At 68.8% G+C, this 16,355-nt stretch carries 11 protein-coding genes and 4 pseudogenes; 6 read left to right on the forward strand and 9 right to left on the reverse strand.

Translation table 11 applies throughout. The features are described 5' to 3' along the window. Window positions 1–116 precede the first annotated feature (116 nt). From PTT45_RS19430 to PTT45_RS22445, 3 genes and pseudogenes are all read left to right on the forward strand, one after another. Window positions 117–1,343 (forward strand): nucleoside recognition domain-containing protein, encoded by a 1,227-nt coding sequence (locus PTT45_RS19430; RefSeq protein ID WP_273815575.1) that lies wholly within the window; start codon window positions 117–119, stop codon window positions 1,341–1,343. Between the two features lie 149 nt (window positions 1,344–1,492). Further along, window positions 1,493–1,990, forward strand: a pseudogene (locus tag PTT45_RS22440) (MCP four helix bundle domain-containing protein); the annotation flags it as partial. Between the two features lie 87 nt (window positions 1,991–2,077). Further along, window positions 2,078–3,076, forward strand: a pseudogene (locus PTT45_RS22445) (methyl-accepting chemotaxis protein); the annotation flags it as partial. A 9-nt stretch (window positions 3,077–3,085) separates the two neighbouring features. Here the strand turns inward: PTT45_RS22445 and norR are convergent. Further along, window positions 3,086–4,648 (reverse strand): nitric oxide reductase transcriptional regulator NorR, encoded by a 1,563-nt coding sequence (gene norR, locus PTT45_RS19440; RefSeq protein ID WP_273815577.1) that lies wholly within the window; start codon window positions 4,646–4,648, stop codon window positions 3,086–3,088. Window positions 4,649–4,789: 141 nt separating this feature from the next. On the opposite strand from norR, the gene hmpA reads away from it, so the two are divergent. The 3 genes and pseudogenes from hmpA (at window position 4,790) to PTT45_RS19450 (ending at window position 7,669) form a co-directional block, all read left to right on the forward strand. After that, a complete protein-coding gene (gene hmpA / locus PTT45_RS19445) occupies window positions 4,790–5,971 on the forward strand; it encodes an NO-inducible flavohemoprotein (RefSeq protein WP_273815578.1) in 1,182 nt (393 codons plus the stop codon). Window positions 5,972–6,052: 81 nt separating this feature from the next. After that, window positions 6,053–6,574, forward strand: a pseudogene (locus PTT45_RS22450) (Tar ligand binding domain-containing protein); the annotation flags it as partial. Between the two features lie 12 nt (window positions 6,575–6,586). Then, window positions 6,587–7,669 carry a methyl-accepting chemotaxis protein gene (locus PTT45_RS19450; RefSeq protein ID WP_443218223.1) on the forward strand — a complete coding sequence of 361 codons (1,083 nt, stop codon included), beginning with the start codon at window positions 6,587–6,589 and terminating at the stop codon, window positions 7,667–7,669. Between the two features lie 3 nt (window positions 7,670–7,672). On the opposite strand, the gene PTT45_RS19455 is transcribed toward PTT45_RS19450, so the two are convergent. The 8 genes and pseudogenes from PTT45_RS19455 to PTT45_RS19485 form a co-directional block, all read right to left on the reverse strand. After that, window positions 7,673–8,278: a hypothetical protein gene (locus tag PTT45_RS19455; RefSeq protein ID WP_273815580.1), complete on the reverse strand. Its 606-nt coding sequence runs from the start codon at window positions 8,276–8,278 to the stop codon at window positions 7,673–7,675. A 62-nt stretch (window positions 8,279–8,340) separates the two neighbouring features. Next, the gene (locus PTT45_RS19460) at window positions 8,341–9,345 is read right to left on the reverse strand and encodes a DUF5924 family protein (RefSeq protein ID WP_273815581.1); all 1,005 of its coding nucleotides are present in this window, start codon (window positions 9,343–9,345) and stop codon (window positions 8,341–8,343) included. Between the two features lie 65 nt (window positions 9,346–9,410). After that, window positions 9,411–11,093 carry a Na/Pi cotransporter family protein gene (locus PTT45_RS19465; RefSeq protein ID WP_273815582.1) on the reverse strand — a complete coding sequence of 561 codons (1,683 nt, stop codon included), beginning with the start codon at window positions 11,091–11,093 and terminating at the stop codon, window positions 9,411–9,413. A gap of 103 nt (window positions 11,094–11,196) precedes the next feature. Beyond that, the gene (locus PTT45_RS22455; RefSeq protein WP_443218224.1) at window positions 11,197–12,054 is read right to left on the reverse strand and encodes a methyl-accepting chemotaxis protein; all 858 of its coding nucleotides are present in this window, start codon (window positions 12,052–12,054) and stop codon (window positions 11,197–11,199) included. 402 nt (window positions 12,055–12,456) lie between these two features. Continuing rightward, a pseudogene (locus PTT45_RS22460) lies at window positions 12,457–12,786 on the reverse strand (PAS domain-containing protein); the annotation flags it as partial. Beyond that, entirely contained in the window at window positions 12,783–15,029 is a 2,247-nt protein-coding gene (locus PTT45_RS19475) for a putative bifunctional diguanylate cyclase/phosphodiesterase (protein ID WP_273815584.1), read from the reverse strand. The gene PTT45_RS19475 and the pseudogene PTT45_RS22460, both read right to left, overlap by 4 nt. Before the next feature lie 164 nt (window positions 15,030–15,193). Continuing rightward, entirely contained in the window at window positions 15,194–15,490 is a 297-nt protein-coding gene (locus PTT45_RS19480; protein ID WP_273815585.1) for a hypothetical protein, read from the reverse strand. 124 nt (window positions 15,491–15,614) lie between these two features. Beyond that, on the reverse strand, window positions 15,615–16,352 hold the full coding sequence (locus PTT45_RS19485) for a Bax inhibitor-1/YccA family protein (protein ID WP_273815586.1): 738 nt from the start codon (window positions 16,350–16,352) through the stop codon (window positions 15,615–15,617). Window positions 16,353–16,355 lie beyond the last annotated feature (3 nt).

Here is a 16,355-nt window from a genome sequence, read left to right on the forward strand (position 1 = left end):
GCAAACGGCGCCGCCCCACAAGGGCGAGCCGTTTGCGCCTTCGTTCATTCTGGGGCCATGACTCGCCCGCTCCCGGTCTGCTCGCTATCATCGCCAGCGGACAAGGGGAACTGACGATGCTCAACGGCCTGTGGCTAGGATTCTTCGTGGTGGCCGCGCTGGCCGCCCTGGTGCGCTGGATAGGCGGTGACGCGACGGTGTGGGCCTCCATGGTGGAGGCGCTGTTCACCATGGCCAAGACCTCCGTCGACGTGATGATCCTGCTGTTCGGCACCCTCACCCTGTGGCTGGGCTTCCTGCGCATCGCCGAGAAGGCCGGCCTGGTCGACATGCTGGCGCGCCTGCTCTCGCCGCTCTTTGCCCGGCTGATGCCGGACGTGCCACGCGGCCACCACTCCCTCGGCCTGGTCACCCTGAGCTTCACCGCCAACGGCCTGGGCCTGGATAACGCCGCCACGCCCATCGGCCTGCGCGCGATGAAGGCGCTGCAGGAGCTCAACCCCAACCCGACCTCGGCGAGCAACGCCCAGGTGCTGTTCATGGTGATGAACGCCTCGTCGTTCGTCCTGCTGCCGGTGTCGATCTTCATGTACCGCGCCCAGCAGGGTGCGGAGGACCCGGCCCTGGTGTTCCTGCCGATCCTCCTGGCCAACGCCATCTCCAGTGCCAGCGCCCTGCTGTCGGTGGCAGTGATGCAGCGCCTGCGCCTGTGGGACCCGGTGCTGCTGGCCTGGCTGGGCGGTGCGGCACTGGCCATCGGCACCTTCATGGCGGTGCTTGCGGGCCTCAGTGCCACGGCGCTGACCGCACTGTCCTCGCTGCTCGGCAACCTCACCCTGTTCGGCCTGATCCTGAGCTTCCTGCTGCTCGGCGCACTGAAGAAGGTGCCGGTGTACGAGAGCTTCGTCGAGGGCGCCAAGGACGGTTTCGAGGTGGCCAAGAACCTGCTGCCCTACCTGGTCGCCATGCTCTGCGCGGTCGGCGTGCTGCGTGCGTCCGGGGCGCTGGACGTGCTGCTCGACGGCGTGCGCTGGTGCGTCGAGGGCCTGGGCTGGGACACCCGCTTCGTCGAGGCGCTGCCCACCGGCCTGGTCAAGCCGTTCTCCGGCAGCGCGGCGCGGGCCATGCTGATCGAGACCATGCAGAGCCAGGGCGTGGACAGCTTCCCGGCGCTGGTCGCGGCGACCATGCAGGGCAGCACGGAAACCACCTTCTACGTGCTGGCCGTGTACTTCGGCGCGGTGGGCATCCAGCGCGCCCGCCACGCGGTGGGCTGCGCCCTGTTCGCCGACTTCGTCGGGGTAGTCGCCTCGATCCTGGTCTGCTACTGGTTCTTCGGCTGATGCGCCGGCAGCTCTAGCCTGCGGGCCTCGCCCGGGGCCTGCAGGAAGTTTTTCGCGGCCCCTAAATAACCGACCGATACTGACGCTAACCCTGTACTCCCCATCACTCCCTGGAGTCGATCATGGTTATGCGTTCAGTCAGTGTCGTAATGCGCAACATCATTGGCTTCGGGGTGCTCACCCTGATCCTGCTGTTTACCGGGGGCGTCGCCCTCAGCCAGCTGTCCAGCCTGCGCGGCGACCTGCTGGAGGTGAAGGACGTGTGGATGCTCGGCCTCGACCTGATGGCCAAGATCAAGTCCGAGCGCCAGAGCCTGCGCCTGGTCGAATACGAGCTGATGGCCAACCCGGAGCGGCAGGGCGCGCTGAGCACCGAGGCCCAGGCGATCCGCGGCCGGGTCAGCGGCTACGACAAGGCCTACGAGGAGACCATCATCCTCGACGAGGACCGTCGCCTGTTCCAGGACTACGAGAGCAAGAGCCACGCCTACGAGGAGTCGCTGAGCCGGGTGGTCGACAGCGTTCGCGCCGGCCAGCTGGACGAGGCGGCCGCCGACCAGTCGGCCCAGCGCTTCGACGAGCTGATCACCGCGCTGGACAAGCTGATCGACATGAACAACCGCGGCGCCGCCGATGCCGGTGACCGCGCGGAGAAGAACGCCGATGGCGCCACCTGGCTGTTCAGCGTGATCCTCGGCGCTGCCGTGCTGTTCACCCTGCTGGCTGCCTGGCTGCTCAGTCGCAGCATCACCCAGCCGCTGGCCGAGCTGAGTGCCTCGGCCAAGCGCATCGCCGGTGGCGACCTGAGCCAGCCGGTGCGCGCCGAGGGCGCCGACGAGGTGACCCAGGTTCAGCAGTCCCTCGCGGAAATGCAGCGCACCCTGCGCGATACCCTGCAGGGCATTCAGGGCTCGGCTACCCAGCTGGCCTCGGCAGCCGAGCAGCTGCATGCGGTGACGGACGAGTCGGCGCGCGGCATCACCCGGCAGAACGACGAGATCCAGATGGCAGCCACGGCGGTGACGCAGATGTCGGCAGCGGTGGACGAGGTGGCGCGCAACGCCAACCACACCTCGGACTCGTCACGCGAGGCTGAGCAGACCGCCGAGGCCGGCCGTCGTCAGGTCAGCACCACGCGCAGCACCATCGAGCAGCTCAGCCAGCGCCTGCAGCACACCTCCGGCACCATCGGCCGGCTGGCCGACGAGGCGATTGCCATCGGCCGGGTGCTGGAAGTGATCCGTACCATCGCCGAACAGACCAACCTGCTGGCGCTGAACGCGGCCATCGAGGCGGCGCGGGCTGGTGACCAGGGTCGTGGCTTCGCCGTGGTGGCCGACGAGGTGCGCGCGCTGGCCCAGCGCACGCAGAGCTCGACCCAGGAGATCGAGCGCATGATCAGCGCGATCCAGAGCGCCAGCCAGGAATCGGTCGAGGCCATGGGCGAGAGCAGCGAATACGCCGGACGCAGCAGCGAGCTGGCCAACGAGGCGGACAGCGCGCTGGCGCTGATCTCCGAGCGGGTCAGCCAGATCAACGAAATGAACCTGGTGATCGCCAGCGCGGCCGAGGAGCAAGCCCAGGTGGCCCGCGAGGTGGATCGCAACCTGGTGGCCATCCGCGATATCGCCGAGCAGAACGCCACCGGCGCCCACGAAACGTCGGTGGCCAGCGATCAACTGGCGCGCCTGGCCAGCGACCTCAACGGCATGGTGCAGCGCTTCCGCCTGTGAGGGCGGCGCTTACTTGATCCCCAGGCGCGTCGCCAGCCGGTGCAGGTTGGCGCGGTCCAGGCCCAACTCGCGGGCTGCTGCTGCCCAGTTGTCCTGGGTGCGCTGCAGGGCGGCCTGGATTAGCCGGCGCTGATATTCGTCCACTGCCTGGCGCAGGTCGCCCACGGCCGCCGGTGCCTCCAGAGCTTCGGGTGGCGGAGCGCCGTTGGCCGGTGCCACGGCGGCTGGCAGCCCCAGGTCTAGGTCGCAGGTCTCCAGGCTGAGGATGCGCGGCCGCTCCGGCTGGCGCGCCAGGGCCTTGAGCGCGGCGCGGCCGAGCAGGTGTTCCAGCTCGCGCACGTTACCCGGCCAGTCGTGGCGCAGCAGTGCCGTTTGGGCTTCGGCGCCCAGGCGTAGGCCGCGCAGGTGCAGGCGTGCGCGGTTCTGTTCGAGGAAGTGGCCGGCCAGCAGCAGCACGTCGCGGCCGCGCTCGCGCAGCGGCGGCACCTGCAGCGGATAGACGCTGAGGCGGTGATAGAGGTCGGCGCGGAAGCGCCCGGCGCGCACCTCCTCGGCCAGGTCGCGGTTGGTGGCGGCGAGGATGCGCACATCCACCCGGTGCTCGCGGTCCGAGCCCAGGCGCTGCAACTGGCCGCTCTGCAGCACGCGCAGCAGCTTGGCCTGCACCGGCAACGGCAGCTCGCCGACCTCGTCGAGCAGCAGGGTGCCGCCGTCGGCCAGCTCGAACTTGCCGCTGCGTTCGCCACTGGCGCCGGTGAAGGCGCCGCGCACATGGCCGAACAGCTCGCTCTCCACCAACTGGTCCGGCAGCGCCGCGCAGTTGATGCTGATCAGCGGCTTGCGCGCCCGCGCCGAGCGGGCGTGGATGGCCTGGGCCACCAGCTCCTTGCCGACCCCGGTCTCGCCGGCGATCAGCACGGTCAGGTCGCTGCCGGCCACAGTGTCGATCTCCGCCTGCAGGCGCTTGTGCGCGCTGCTCTGGCCGATGATCTCGGTGGCGCCAGCCTGCCCGGCGACCTCGCGGAAGCGTGCGGCCAACTGGCGCTCGGCCTCGGCGCGCTGGGTCAGGCTGAGCAGGCGGTCGTTGGCCTTCACGGACGCGGCGGCCAGACGGGCGAAGGCTTCCAGGTTGTCCAGGTCGCTCTGCGCGAAGCTGCCGGGTTCCAGGCTGTCGAGGGTGATCAGGCCCCAGGGGCGGTCATCGATGAACAGCGGGCAACCCAGGCAGTCGTGTACTTCCAGATGGCCGACATGCTCCTCGACCAGACCATCGTAGGGGTCGGGCAGATCGCTGTCGGCGGCGAAGCGGGTCGGCGCGCGGTCGCCGAGCAGCATCTCGAAGCGCGGATGTTCGGCCAGGGCGAAGCGCCGGCCGAGGGTGTCCGGACTGAGGCCATCCACCGCCAGCGGAATCAGCTGCTCGCCGTCCAGGCGCAGCAGCGCCGTGGCGTCGCAGGGAATCAGCGCGCGCAGGGCCGCCAGCAGGCGTCGGTAGCGCTCGTCCTCGGCCAGCTCGCGGCTGAGGTCGTCGACCAGCGGTAGCAGCGCCTGGAGCAATGGATGGGTTGTCATCTGGACTCCTTGATGTCGAAATGACTTGCTGTCTAATCGACTCTTAATTCATTAACTAATTGAAATTTATAGATAAATAATCTGGCATGAATGCTGATTGCTCCTGCTGCAGAAAAACCCTGCGTGCAAGAGGAATACCTTATGTTGTCCAACGAACACATCGCTCTCGTCAAGGCCACCGTGCCCCTGCTGGAAACCGGCGGCGAGGCGCTGACCACCCACTTCTACCGCATGATGCTCAGCGAGTACCCCCAAGTGCGCCCGCTGTTCAACCAGGCCCACCAGGCCAGTGGCGACCAGCCGCGGGCCCTGGCCAACGGCGTGCTGATGTACGCCAAGCACATCGATCGCCTGCAGGCGCTCGGCCCGCTGGTCGGGCAGATCGTGCAGAAGCACGTGTCGCTGCAGATCCTCCCCGAGCATTACCCGATCGTCGGTAGCTGCCTGCTGCGCGCGATCCGCGAAGTGCTCGGCGCCGAGATCGCCACCGACGAGGTGATCGCCGCCTGGGCCGCCGCCTACGGGCAGCTGGCCGACCTGCTGATCGGCGCCGAGGAAGAAATCTACGCCGCCACCGAACGTGCCGCGGGCGGCTGGCGTGGCGGGCGGGCCTTCCGCGTGGCGCGCAAGGTGCGCGAGAGCGAGGAGATCACCTCCTTCCATCTGCAGCCGGCTGACGGCGGCGCCATTCTCGACTTCATTCCCGGCCAGTACATCGGCCTGCGCCTGCTTCTGGATGGCGAGGAAGTGCGCCGCAACTACTCGCTGTCCGCCGTGCCGAACGGCCGCGAGTACCGCATCAGCGTCAAGCGCGAGCCTGGTGGCCGGGTCTCCAACCACCTGCACGACCGCGTCGTCGAGGGCGCCGAGATCGAGCTGTTCATCCCGGCCGGCGAGTTCACCCTCAACTCCTCGAAGAAGCCACTGGTGCTGATCAGCGCCGGGGTCGGCATCACCCCGCTGATGACCATGCTGGAGACGGCGGTGCACAGCGGGCGGCCCATCCACTTCATCCACTGCGCCCGCCACGCCGGCGTGCAGGCCTTTGCCGCGCGCATCGACGAGCTGGCCGCCGCCCATCCGCAACTGCAGCGCTTCTACTGCCTGGAAGAACAGCGTGCGGACGACGGCGCCGATGCCTACGGGCGCCTGAGCCTGGAACGCCTGCAGGCCTGGCTGCCGGCCGAGCGTGACGTCGACGCCTACTTCCTCGGGCCCAAGCCGTTCATGAGCGCGATCAGGCGCAGCCTGCGCGAACTCGGGGTGCCGGATGCCCAGGCCCGCTACGAGTTCTTCGGCCCGGCTTCGGCGCTGGAGGGCTGACGGCACTAGCGCTCGCGCGCTAATGGCAAAACGCGACTATGGTTCTGGTAGGTGCATTGGCCAGCAGTAAGGTGACCTACCATGAAGAACTGGACTATTCGGACAAGGTTGTTCGTCCTCATCGTCCTGATGATGGCGGGCAGCCTGGCCATAGGAAGCGCCGGCCTCATCGGCCTGCGCGGCGTGCTTGGCGGACTCAACAGTGTCTATCTCGATCGCGTGGTGCCCCTGCGCGATCTCAAGCTGATTTCCGACCTCTATGCGGTGAATATCGTCGATGCCAGCCACAAGGCGCGCAACGGCGGTACTTCGCCCGCTGAGGCCGCGCGCCAGGTGGAAGAGGCGCAAGGCAAGATTCGCGAGATCTGGCAGGCCTACAAGGCCACCCAGCTGATCGACGAGGAACAGCGTCTGATTGCCCAGATCGAACCCCTGATGCAACAGGCCGACGAGCCCCTGCGGCGGCTCAAGGACATCCTGCGTGCCGGTGACAACGAGGCTCTGGCGACCTTCACCGCCAAGGAGCTGTATCCGCGCATCGACCCGTTGTCGGAGAAGTTTTCCAAGCTGATCGAACTGCAGCTGCACGAGTCCGAGCGCCAGTACCACGACGGTGTGGCCCTGGAGCTGCGCAGCGAGTACATAGTCGCCGGGCTGCTGGCCTTCCTGCTGATCGGCGGTGGTTTGCAGGCCTGGAACATGAGCCGTGGCATCAACCTGCGCCTGTCCGAGCTGCGCGAGGTGGTGGCGCGCAATGCCGCCGGCGACCTGCGCGAACCGGTGCGCTGCAGCGGCAGCGACGAAATCACTGCGGTGCAGACCTCGCTCAAGCAGATGCAGGAGAACCTGCGCGACACCCTTCAGGGCATCCAGGGCGCCGCCACCCAGCTGGCCTCGGCGGCCGAGCAGCTGCACGCGGTGACGGACGAGTCGGCGCGCGGCATCACCCGGCAGAACGACGAAATCCAGATGGCGGCCACGGCGGTGACGCAGATGTCGGCGGCGGTGGACGAGGTGGCGCGCAACGCCAACCACACCTCGGACTCCTCGCGCGAGGCGGAGCAGACCGCCGAGGCCGGCCGGCGCCAGGTCAGCACCACGCGCAGCACCATCGAACAGCTCAGCCAGCGCCTGCAGCACACCTCCGGCACCATCGGCCGCCTGGCCGACGAGGCCATCGCCATCGGCCGAGTGCTGGAAGTGATCCGCACCATCGCCGAACAGACCAACCTGCTGGCGCTGAACGCGGCCATCGAAGCGGCGCGGGCTGGCGACCAGGGCCGCGGCTTCGCCGTGGTGGCTGACGAGGTCCGCGCGCTGGCGCAGCGCACGCAGAGCTCGACCCAGGAGATCGAGCGGATGATCAGCGCGATCCAGAGCGCCAGCCAGGAATCGGTCGAGGCCATGGGCGAGAGCAGCGAGTACGCCGGGCGCAGCAGCGAGCTGGCCAACGAGGCCGACAGCGCACTGGCGCTGATCTCCGAGCGGGTCAGCCAGATCAACGAAATGAACCTGGTGATCGCCAGCGCTGCCGAGGAGCAAGCCCAGGTGGCGCGTGAGGTGGACCGCAACCTGGTGGCGATCCGCGACATCGCCGAGCAGAACTCCACCGGCGCCCACGAGACGTCGGTGGCCAGTGATCAGCTGGCGCGCCTGGCCAGCGACCTCAACGGCATGGTCCAGCGCTTCCGCCTGTAGGCCTCAGCGCTTGGCCTGTTCGTCGCCATCCTCGTCGGCGAACAGGCCCTTGCCCCAGCTCACCAGCGGGTCGTCGTACTGGTGCTGGCGCAGGGCGACCAGCTTGGGCTCGATGAAGTCTTCGAACGACGCGGCGTCGGTGAAGTAGTGCTTGCCGGTGAATACGGTGAAGAACAGCTTCTTGCCGATGCTCACGGAGAACATGTTGCCCATCGGCTTGCCCTTGTTGCGCAGCAGGATCAGCTTGGCGTGGCTGCCTAGTTCGCGGGTCAGCGGCAGTTCTTCCTCGGTGACGTCGTCGGCGATCAGGCCCAGCGCGATGCCGGCGCCCTGCAGCGCGCTGTAGCTGGCCACCAGCGCCTCGCTGGCACTGGGCGTGAGCGAGGCCGTGCTGTGCAGGTAGAGGCCGCTGACCGAGTCCAGGTCGTAGCTGAGGTCGGTGGTGCGGGTCCAGTAGGTGGTGGTCTTCTCGAAGCGCCCGGCGTCCTCGCCGTAGCCGAAGTCGGCGCCGGTGAGCAGCAGCTGGCGTTCGGTTTCGGTCGGTTCCGCGCTGTCCACGCAGCCGCCCAGCAGCAGGGCGGCGAGCAGGCAGGTCAGGTGTCTGAGCATGATGCGATCCTTGCGATGTGCCTGGCCGCAGCTTGCCTCAGAGGCGCAGGCCTGACCAGCGACTAGTCGACGCGGAAGCGCAGCACGCCGATCTGCTGGCCGGCTTCCGTGACCACCTGCACCTGCCAGTCGCCGGCCGGTTGTGCCGGGAAGTTGCGCTTGTGGGTCCAGGCGCGATAACCGGCCTTACGCCCGCCGTGGATATCGAGGGCGATGCGGTCCATCTCCACGCCGTCGCGCTTCCACACATGGTAGATGCGCTCGTTGAGCCCGCGCGGCGCGCTGATCGAGGTGAAGGCATACAGCCCGGCCTGCTGCAGCTGGGCGGCCGAGACCTGCTCCAGGCTGCTGCCCGGATTGCGCTGTTGCAGCTGCTCGGTGACCGCCACCTGGGTCAGCCACAGGGTTGCCGGCGGCACCCAGGGGCGCGCCAGCCAGGCGCCGACGCCGAGCGCGGCGACCAGGCCGGCCAGGGCCGCCCAGCGCCAGCGGCGCTGGATGCGCAGGCTGCTGCCGAGGCTCGGCAGGGTCACCACCAGGGCGATGCCCAGCGCCAGGCGATAGCTCTCGGCGGTGGTCAGGTGGACGATCAGCGGCAGCGCCACCAGCAGCACGGCGAACAGCGCCAGGCTGTGGAAGCTGAGGTACAGCCAGCGCCGCGCGGCCAGCCACTTGTAGTACAGCGGGTCGATGATGGCGAGCAGCGCCGCCGCGCCGAGGAGGCCGGTGAACAGCGCCTGGCCGCTGTTCCAGGCGGTGGTGATGAAGAAGAACGGCAGGGCGAAGAACAGGCTCTCCTGGTGGATCATCTGGGTCAGGTAGCGCAGCAGCATCGGCGGCACTTCCAGCCCCAGCCAGCGCGCCGCACTGCGGGTCAGCAGGCTCTCCAGCAGCAGCACGGCCCAGCTCAGCAGCATCAGCACTGCGATCACCTTGCCCACGCCCGCCTGGCGGTCGACCAGGATGAAGCTGGCCACGCCGGAACAGAAACCGAAGGCCGCGACCAGGCCGGGGTAGCGTTGCAGCAGGGCGAGCAGACGAAGCAGGTGGGGTTTCCAGTGCGGCATGGGTGGCTGAGGCGGCAGGTGTCAGAGGGGACGGCAGGATACCAGCAAGCGCAGGTGGCTTGGCGCTAGCGCTGCCAGTCGCCGACCGGGGGCTGGCCTTGGTCTGCCTCGGCTGCCGCTGCCTCGCCCTCGCCCTCGCCCTCGCCAGCCTCCAGCACCAGGTAGGCGCTGCCGCAGAACAGCGAGTTGAGGCGCTTCATGTCGGCGATCAGCTCCAGGTGCAGGGCGCTGGTCTCGATGCTCTGCACCACCTGGCGGCTCAGGCGGCCGACGTGGGCGTGGGCCAGGCGCCGTTCCTCCTGGCGGAAGCGGCGTTTTTCCTGGAGCAGGCGCCGCGCGTTGTCGTGGTTGCCGCTGAGGAACACGTTGAGGCCCAGGCGCAGGTTGTCGCCGAGCATGCCGTGCAGGGTGCTGAGCTCCTCCAGGCCGCTGGCGGAGAAGCTGTAGTGGCGGGCGCGCTTGTGGTTGTCCAGCTTGCCGGCCATCTGCTCGATCAGGTCGCCGGCGTGCTCCAGGTTCACCGCCAGCTCGATGATCTCCGCCCAACGCCGGCTGTCATGGGCCGCCAGGTCGTCGCGGGGCATCTGCGCCAGGTACAGCTTGACCGCGTTGTATAGTGCGTCGACGTCGTCATCCAGGCGGCGTACCTCACGCCCCGCCTCCGTCGATTCCTCGCGCAGCACCTCGCCGAGGTGGCCGAGCATGCGTTCTACCAGGTCGCCGATGCGCAGGGTCTCGCGCACCGCGTTGGCCAGCGCCAGGCTCGGCGTGTCCAGCGTGGTGCGGTCGAGGTGGCGTGGTGCGGCGACGCCGACATCGCGGTTGCGCTCGGGCAGCAGCAGGCTGCACAGGCGCGCCATCAGCCCCACGCTGGGCAGCATCAGCAGGCAGCGCAGGCCGTTGTAGGCCAGGTGGAAGCCGATCACCAGGGTCGCCGCCGACCAGTCCAGTTCCTTCATCCACTCCACCAGCGGGTGCACGACCGGCAGTACCAGAAACAGGCCGAGCAGCTTGTACAGCAGGCTGCCGAGAGCCACGCGGCGCCCAGCGGCGGACTGCATGCTGCTGTTGAGCAGGGCCAGCACGCCGCTGCCGATATTGGCGCCGATGACCAGGCCGACGGCCACCGGCAGGCCGATCACGCCGCTGCCGGCCAGGGTCGCGGTGAGCAGCACGGCGGCCAGGCTGGAGTAGGTGAGCATGGCGAACAGCGCACCGACCAGGGCGTCCAGCAGCAGGTCGCCGGTCAGCGAGGCGAACAGCGCCTCGATGCTGTGCGACTCGGCGATCGGCCGCGCCGCCTCGACGATCAGCTGCAGGGCCAGGATCAGCACGCCGAGGCCGATCGCCACCCGGCCGATCTGGCCCAGGCGGCTCTGCTTGCGCGAGAGGAACAGCACCACGCCGGCGAAGATCAGCAGCGGCGACAGCCAGGACAGGTCGAGGGTCAGCACCCGCGCCATCAGCGCGGTGCCGACGTCGGCGCCGAGCATGATCGCCAGCGCCGGGGCCAGCGCCATCAGGCCCTGGGCGACGAAGGAGGTAGTCAGCAGCGCCGTGGCGTTGCTGCTCTGCACCAGGGCGGTGACGCCGATGCCGGCGAGGAAGGCCTGCGGCCGCTTGCTCACGCTATGGCTGAGTACGCGGCGCAGCTGCGAGCCGTACACGCGCAGGATGCCGGTACGCACGATGTGCGTGCCCCACACCAGCAGGGCAATGGCGGACAGCAGGTTGAGCAGGGTGAGCATGGCGCAGCCTCCACGCTGGGGCTCGCTTCTTCTTCGACGGACGCGATTCTCCGGCGCCCTCCTGTTTAGCTTTAGTTGTAGATAGGAGAAGGCGCCAGCCGGTTCAGCCTTGTTGTTGCCGGCCGCGGAACTGCTCCACCAGCAACTGCAGGCGCTCGGCCAGGGCCGCCACGTGCTCGGCGCTGCTGCGGCTGCGACCACTGGCTGCGACGCTGCTGTGGCCGGCCTCGCGGATGCCGTCGAGATTGCGCTGGATGTCCTCGCCCACCGCGCTCTGTTCCTCCACGGCGGTGGCGATCTGCAGGCTCATGCCGCTGATCGCCTCGACCTGGCGGTTGATCCCGGCCAGTGCCTCGGCGGCCTGCAGGGCGTTGTCGACGCTGCCCTGGGCCTGGTCCTGGCTGCGCTGCATGGCCGTCACCGCCGCCGCCGTGCCCTGCTGCAGGCGTTCGATGATGCTCTGGATCTGCGCGGTGGACTGCTGGGTGCGGCTGGCCAGGCCGCGCACCTCGTCGGCGACCACGGCGAAGCCGCGCCCGGCCTCGCCGGCGCGGGCCGCCTCGATGGCGGCGTTGAGCGCCAGCAGGTTGGTCTGCTCGGCGATGGCGTGGATCACCTCGATGACCTGGTCGATCTCCTGGCTGTGGCCCTGCAGCTGCTGGATCACCCGGTTGCCGCGCAGCACCTCGTCGGCCAGCACGGCGATCTGCCGGCGGGTCTGCTCGACCTGGCGCAGGCCGCTGTCGGTGGCGTGGTTGGCCTCGGCGGCGGCACTGGCGCTGAGCTGGGCGTGGCGCGCCACCTCCTGCACGCTGCTGGCCAGCTGGTCGACAGCGCAGGCCACCTGCTCGGTCTCCTGCTGTTGCAGCAGGCTGGCGCCGCGGTTGCAGTCCAGCGCCGCGGCCAGCTCGCCGGCATCGTCGCTGAGCTGGCGCGCCGAGTCAGCGATGCGCCCGACCATCGCCCCGGCTTCGGCCTCCAGGCTGTGCAGGGCGAAGGCGATCTGCCCGAAGCAGTCGTTGCGCCCGCTGTACACCAGCTGGCTCAGCGGGTTGTCGGCGATGCGCCGGGCCTGGCGGGTCAGCGCATCCAGCGGGCGCAGGCGCCAGTGCACCAGGCCGGCCAGGCCGGCGCCGAGCAGCGTGCCGCCGGCCAGCGCCGGCAGCAGTGGCAGGGACCCGGCCAATCCGAGCAGCGCCGCGCCGGCCAGCGGCCCGGCTGCCACCAGCAGGGCCAGGCTGCCGATCGCGCTCAGGCGTGGCGGGCGCAGCGCGCGTGGCGTCTGCCCGGCGGCCAGGGCGCGGTACAGCGGCTCGGCGCGCTCGACCAGTGCCGGCGCGGCATGGTTGCGCACCGACTGGTACTCCACCACTGCGCCGCCGCGCACCACCGGGGTGGCGAAGGCGCTGACCCAGTAGTGGTCGCCGTTCTTGCAGCGGTTCTTCACCAGGCCCATCCACGAGCGCCCGCCCTTGAGCGTCTGCCACAGGTGAGCGAAGGCTGCCGCCGGCATGTCCGGGTGGCGCACTTGGTTGTGGCTGTGGCCGAGCAGTTCGGCCTCGCTGAAGCCGCTGACCGCGACGAAGTCCGGGTTGACGTAGGTGACCACGCCCTTGAGGTCGGTGGTGGAGAGGATGTTGGCGCGCGGGTCGACCGCCACTTCACGCTGGCTGATCGGCAGGTTGAGCTTCATGGCTGGATTTCCCAGGGTTGGGTGGATTCGGGCAACAGGCCCCAGAGGCCTTCGCAACAGGTGTCGGCGCTGAACAGGCACTGCAGCTCGGCGGCCGGCCGCGGCCGGCTGAACCAGTAGCCCTGGGCCAGGCGGCAGCTCTCGTGGTGGAGGAAGTCGAGCTGCTCGTCGCGCTCCACGCCCTCGGCCACCACTTCCAGGCCCAGGCTGCGGCCGAGGCCGATGATGGCGCGGCTGATCGCCCGCGATTCGGCGTCGGCGCCGTCGATGAAGCTCTTGTCGACCTTGAGGATGTGCAGCGGGAAGCGCTTGAGGTAGCCCAGCGACGAGTAGCCAGTGCCGAAGTCGTCCAGCGCCAGGCGCACGCCCAGGCTGCCCAGCTCGCGCAGGGCGATCAGGGTGGCGGTGCAGTCGCGCATCAGCTGGCTCTCGGTGATCTCCAGCACCAGGCTGGAGGGCGCCAGGCCGCTGTCCATGAGGATGTCGGTGAGGCGGGCGACGAAGTCGTCCTGCTGCAGCTGGCGGCTGGACAGGTTGACCGAGCAGCGCAGGTGCTCCTGGCCTGCCAGCTGCCAGGCGCGCACCTGGCGGCAGGCCTCGCGCAGCACCCAGTCGCCGACCCGCAGAATCTCGCCGGATTCCTCCAGCGAGGGGATGAACTCCTGTGGCTGGATCAGCTGGCCGCCGTGCTGCCAGCGCAGCAGCGCCTCGACCGCGACCAACCGTGGCTGGCCCTGGTCGATGCGGCAGATCGGCTGGTAATGCAGGACGAACTCGTCGCGCTGCAGGGCCTGGCCGAGTGCGCTCTCCAGCTCCAGCTGGCGCCGTGCGGCGGCCTGCAGCTCCTGGCTGTAGCGCGCGTACTGCGCCTTGCCGGCCTGCTTGGCGCGGTACAGGGCAAGGTCGGCGGCCTGCAGTGCCTCGGCCGGATCGGCGCTGGCGCGCAGGCCGGCGACGCCGATGCTGGCGCTGACCACCAGGGTCTGCTCGCCCAGGTGCAGCGGGTGGTGCAGGGCCTCGAGCATGCGCTGCGCCACCTGCTCGGCGTCGGCCATGCTGGCCAGGTCGTTGAGCAGCACGACGAATTCGTCGCCGCCGAAGCGGAACAGGTGGTCGCCGGGACGCAGGCAGTGCTGCAGGCGGCGGCCGACCTCCACCAGCACCTGGTCGCCGCTGTGGTGGCCGAGGCTGTCGTTGATCAGCTTGAAGCGGTCGAGGTCGACGAACAGCAGCGCGGCCTGGCGCGCACCGGGCTTGGCCAACTGCTGCAGGGTCTGCTTGAGCAGCTCGTCGAGGCGCAGGCGGTTGGCCAGGCCGGTCAGCGGATCGTGGCGCGCGGCGTGCTGCAGCTGGTGCTCGACCATCTTGCGCGCGCTGATGTCGGTCTGCGAACCGGCCATACGTCGCTGGCCGTCCGGGTCCAGTTCGACCACGCCGCGCGCCAGCACCCACAGGTAGTCGCCGCGCCGGCGGCGCATGCGGTACTCGTGGTGCAGCAGCGCGGTGCGTCCACCGAGGTGCGCGTCGATGGCCTGGCGCAGGCCCGGCAGGTCGTCCGGGTGGACCCGCGAGAACCAGGCCGCGCAACCCTCGCCGAGGGCGTCGCGGCTGAGCTCGAGCATCTGCGCCCAGCGCTCGGAGACGTACAGGCGGTCGTGTTCCAGGTGCCAGTCCCACAATCCGTCGTTGGCCCCGCGCAAGGCGCGGGCGAAGCGTGCCTCGCTGTCTTCCAGGGCACGGCGCTGGGCGGCGCCGTAGGTGTCGATGGCCAGGGTCATGTCGAAGAACACCGCCTTGAGCAGGCTGGCGAACAGCTCGGCGTGCGGGTGGTCGTGGAACAGCGCGTCGTGCATGGCGTCCAGGTACAGGCGGTAGCCGGCCAGGTACCACTTGGGCTCGACCCCGGCCAGCTGGTGGATCAGGCCGATACGCAGGCGCCCGTTGAGATAGTCGTGGTCGTAGGGGCCGCGCCACAGGCGCTGGTAGTAGTCGAGCTGGCTGTGCTTGAGGTTGGCGACCTGCTGCTCGTCGTTGAGCAGCGCGGCCGGGCCCATGAAGCGCCCCAGGTGCTGGTACAGGCGGTCGACGAACACCAGGTGCGCGCTGCTCACCTCGTCCGCCCCGCCGTTCAGACGCTGCGGGTCGGCGTGTCCCCAGTCGAGCAGGCGCAGGCGCTCGCGAATCTCCCGGTCATCCAGGCCGATCCGTCCGATCAGGTCCTGCAGGCTTTCCTCTGACTTCATGGCATATCCCTTCCACTGCTTTTCTGCGGGCACAAAAAAAGCGCCGCACGGCGCATCCCCGGGGGAACGCGACGTCGCGGCGCTTCGTCTTGCAGGCCCATTCGTCCTGCCCGGCAAAGCCGGTCTCCACCTTGCGGCGGAACCTCGATAACGGCGGTTCTACCTCATTCGGGTGGTGCTGACAATTCGACCAACAATTGCTCCAGGCGCCGGCGCAGCAGGCCCAGCTCGCGGGAGCGGAAGGCATGGCGGGTACGTTCGAGGGTGGCGACGGTGTCGTTCAGGGCATCCTTCATCCGCGCCGCGAGGTCCATTTCGGCATCGTTCAGCCAGCGGCACAGCGGCGCCTGGCTGCAGTCTTGCGGGCTCTCGATCACCTCGCAGTGGCCGAGCAGATGGCGCAACTCACAGGCTAGCTGTGGGTCGCTACAGGCGATGCGTAAGGGACCGGGGGTAGTCATGGCATTTCAATGGCATCAGAGGATGCCGCGACCTTAGGGGTAGGTCGGCGAAGGGCCATTGATCTGCGTCAAGCGGCCCACCGAAGCACCCGGCCGCCCATCGGCAACCGGGTGCGCGGGCACATCAGCGGCGCAGTTTGGCCAGCAGGCGGAGGATTTCCAGGTACAGCCAGACCAGGGTCACCAGCAGGCCGAAGGCGGCGTACCACTCCATGTATTTCGGGCACTGCTGCTCGACGCCCTGCTCGATGAAGTCGAAATCCAGCACCAGGTTGAGCGCGGCGATCACCACCACGAACAGGCTGAAGCAGATGCCCAGCACGCCGCTCTCATGGATGAAGGGAATCGACAGGTCGGTGAACAGGCGCAGGCCCAGGTTGACCAAGTACAGCAGGGCGATGGCGCCGGTGGCGGCGACCACGCCGAGCTTGAAGTTCTCGGTGGCGCGGATCAGTCCGCTGCGATACGCGGCCAGCAGGCAGAACAGGGTGCCGAAGGTCAGCGCTACCGCCTGCATGACGATGCCCGGGTACTTGGCCTCATAGAACGCCGAGATGGCGCCGACGAACACGCCTTCGACCAGTGCATACAGCGGCGCCACGATGGGTGCGCTGCGCTTGGCGAAGATGATGATCAGCGACAGCACCAGGCCGGCGATGGCGCTGCCGATCACCAGCGGAAACAGGCTGGCGGCGCCTTCGGGGTTGCTGAAATAGCGGCTCCACACCCACAGCGCCGGGATCAGCATCAGCGCCAGCAGCATCGCGGTCTTGTTGACCGTGCCGCCAAGGGTCATCGGATCGGGGGAAACCTCCAGGTTGCTGAAGGCTTTTTCGGATAGCGAGGGATTGCCAGATGCCATGTT

It is taken from the genome of Pseudomonas sp. Gutcm_11s (assembly GCF_028649395.1).
Taxonomy (GTDB): Bacteria; Pseudomonadota; Gammaproteobacteria; order Pseudomonadales; family Pseudomonadaceae; genus Aquipseudomonas.

What these genes read in the sequence shown, in the direction of transcription:
- PTT45_RS19430 (WP_273815575.1), top strand. Translation starts at nt 117, where the DNA reads ATGCTCAACGGCCTGTGGCTAGGATTCTTCGTGGTGGCCGCGCTGGCC.
- norR (WP_273815577.1), bottom strand. Translation starts at nt 4,648, where the DNA reads ATGACAACCCATCCATTGCTCCAGGCGCTGCTACCGCTGGTCGACGAC.
- hmpA (WP_273815578.1), top strand. Translation starts at nt 4,790, where the DNA reads ATGTTGTCCAACGAACACATCGCTCTCGTCAAGGCCACCGTGCCCCTG.
- PTT45_RS19455 (WP_273815580.1), bottom strand. Translation starts at nt 8,278, where the DNA reads ATGCTCAGACACCTGACCTGCCTGCTCGCCGCCCTGCTGCTGGGCGGC.
- PTT45_RS19460 (WP_273815581.1), bottom strand. Translation starts at nt 9,345, where the DNA reads ATGCCGCACTGGAAACCCCACCTGCTTCGTCTGCTCGCCCTGCTGCAA.
- PTT45_RS19465 (WP_273815582.1), bottom strand. Translation starts at nt 11,093, where the DNA reads ATGCTCACCCTGCTCAACCTGCTGTCCGCCATTGCCCTGCTGGTGTGG.
- PTT45_RS22455 (WP_443218224.1), bottom strand. Translation starts at nt 12,054, where the DNA reads ATGGTCGGGCGCATCGCTGACTCGGCGCGCCAGCTCAGCGACGATGCC.
- PTT45_RS19475 (WP_273815584.1), bottom strand. Translation starts at nt 15,029, where the DNA reads ATGAAGTCAGAGGAAAGCCTGCAGGACCTGATCGGACGGATCGGCCTG.
- PTT45_RS19480 (WP_273815585.1), bottom strand. Translation starts at nt 15,490, where the DNA reads ATGACTACCCCCGGTCCCTTACGCATCGCCTGTAGCGACCCACAGCTA.
- PTT45_RS19485 (WP_273815586.1), bottom strand. Translation starts at nt 16,352, where the DNA reads ATGGCATCTGGCAATCCCTCGCTATCCGAAAAAGCCTTCAGCAACCTG.